An 892-nucleotide genomic window follows, 5' to 3' on the forward strand; every position below is an offset into this window, starting at 1 on the left:
TCAACTCCCCTGCCCCTCAATCTTGAGGGGTGGGGTTTTCTTTTTTCTTCTTTTGCGTCATAATTATCTTATGAACATACTCCAAAACATTTTTAATGACCATTACGAAGAAATGGTATACATCTTGCATCCACGTCAGGTTGTCATTGATAACGTAACAAAAATGATTAACTGCGGTGACCCGGCTTTCGGCGGTGCAATGTATTCCTGTCCCAAATGCAGTAACCTTAAATTTGTTCCTTTCCGTTGCAAAAGCAAGTTCTGCCCAACTTGCGGCATCAAATATTGCCAGGACAGAGCCAACTCCATGGCTTTCCAACTCATCCAATGCTCTCACCGTCACTGTGTCTTTACTATTGATGAAGATCTTCGCCATTTCTTCCTGGAAGACCGTTCTCTTCTTGACTGCTTGTTTCATGCTGTACGCAGTGTCGTTCTTCGTATGTTTTTCAAGTTAAACATGTCCAGGAACTTTGTCCCTGGTTTTATTTGTGTTCTTCATACCTTCGGGCGTCCTCTTGAATGGAACCCTCATATCCATTGCCTGGTTACAGAAGGCGGCTTTTCAGATGACGGCTTTTGGCGCATTGTTAAACATTTTGACTACACCTTGCTCCGTATGTCTTTTCAAACTGCTCTGCTAAACGAAATGGAAAAACAGATCGGACCATCCTTCAAAAAGATCAAAGCTGCCATTTATAAAAAAGATTCCAACGGCTTCTACGTCTATGCCAAACCTAATCTTTGCGATACTAAAACAGTCACCAAATATATCAGCCGCTATCTTGGACGCCCTGTCATTGCCTTAAACCGCATTGATTCTTATGATGGTAAAAATGTTACTTTCCATTATCATCGCCATGAAGACAATGCTTTTGTTAAAAAATGTATC

At 41.4% G+C, this 892-nt stretch carries 2 protein-coding genes; one reads left to right on the plus strand and one right to left on the minus strand.

Annotation, left to right across the window (positions count from 1 at the left end; all coding sequences use genetic code 11):
- Nucleotides 1–16 precede the first annotated feature (16 nt).
- Nucleotides 17–376, minus strand: a complete 360-nt coding sequence (locus DWY84_RS18100; protein ID WP_347560824.1) for a hypothetical protein — start codon at nucleotides 374–376, stop codon at nucleotides 17–19.
- 66 nt (nucleotides 377–442) lie between these two features.
- Here DWY84_RS18100 and DWY84_RS17925 point away from each other — a divergent pair.
- The coding region (locus DWY84_RS17925; protein ID WP_243024909.1) for a transposase at nucleotides 443–892 on the plus strand (450 nt) is incomplete at its 3' end.

Origin of the sequence: Clostridium sp. AF27-2AA (assembly GCF_003478505.1) — a bacterium.
GTDB lineage: Bacteria > Bacillota > Clostridia > Lachnospirales > Lachnospiraceae > Brotaphodocola.

Bases quoted from the DNA above. Each gene is read 5' to 3' on its own strand.
- DWY84_RS18100 (WP_347560824.1), bottom strand. From the start codon at position 376: ATGGCGAAGATCTTCATCAATAGTAAAGACACAGTGACGGTGAGAGCA.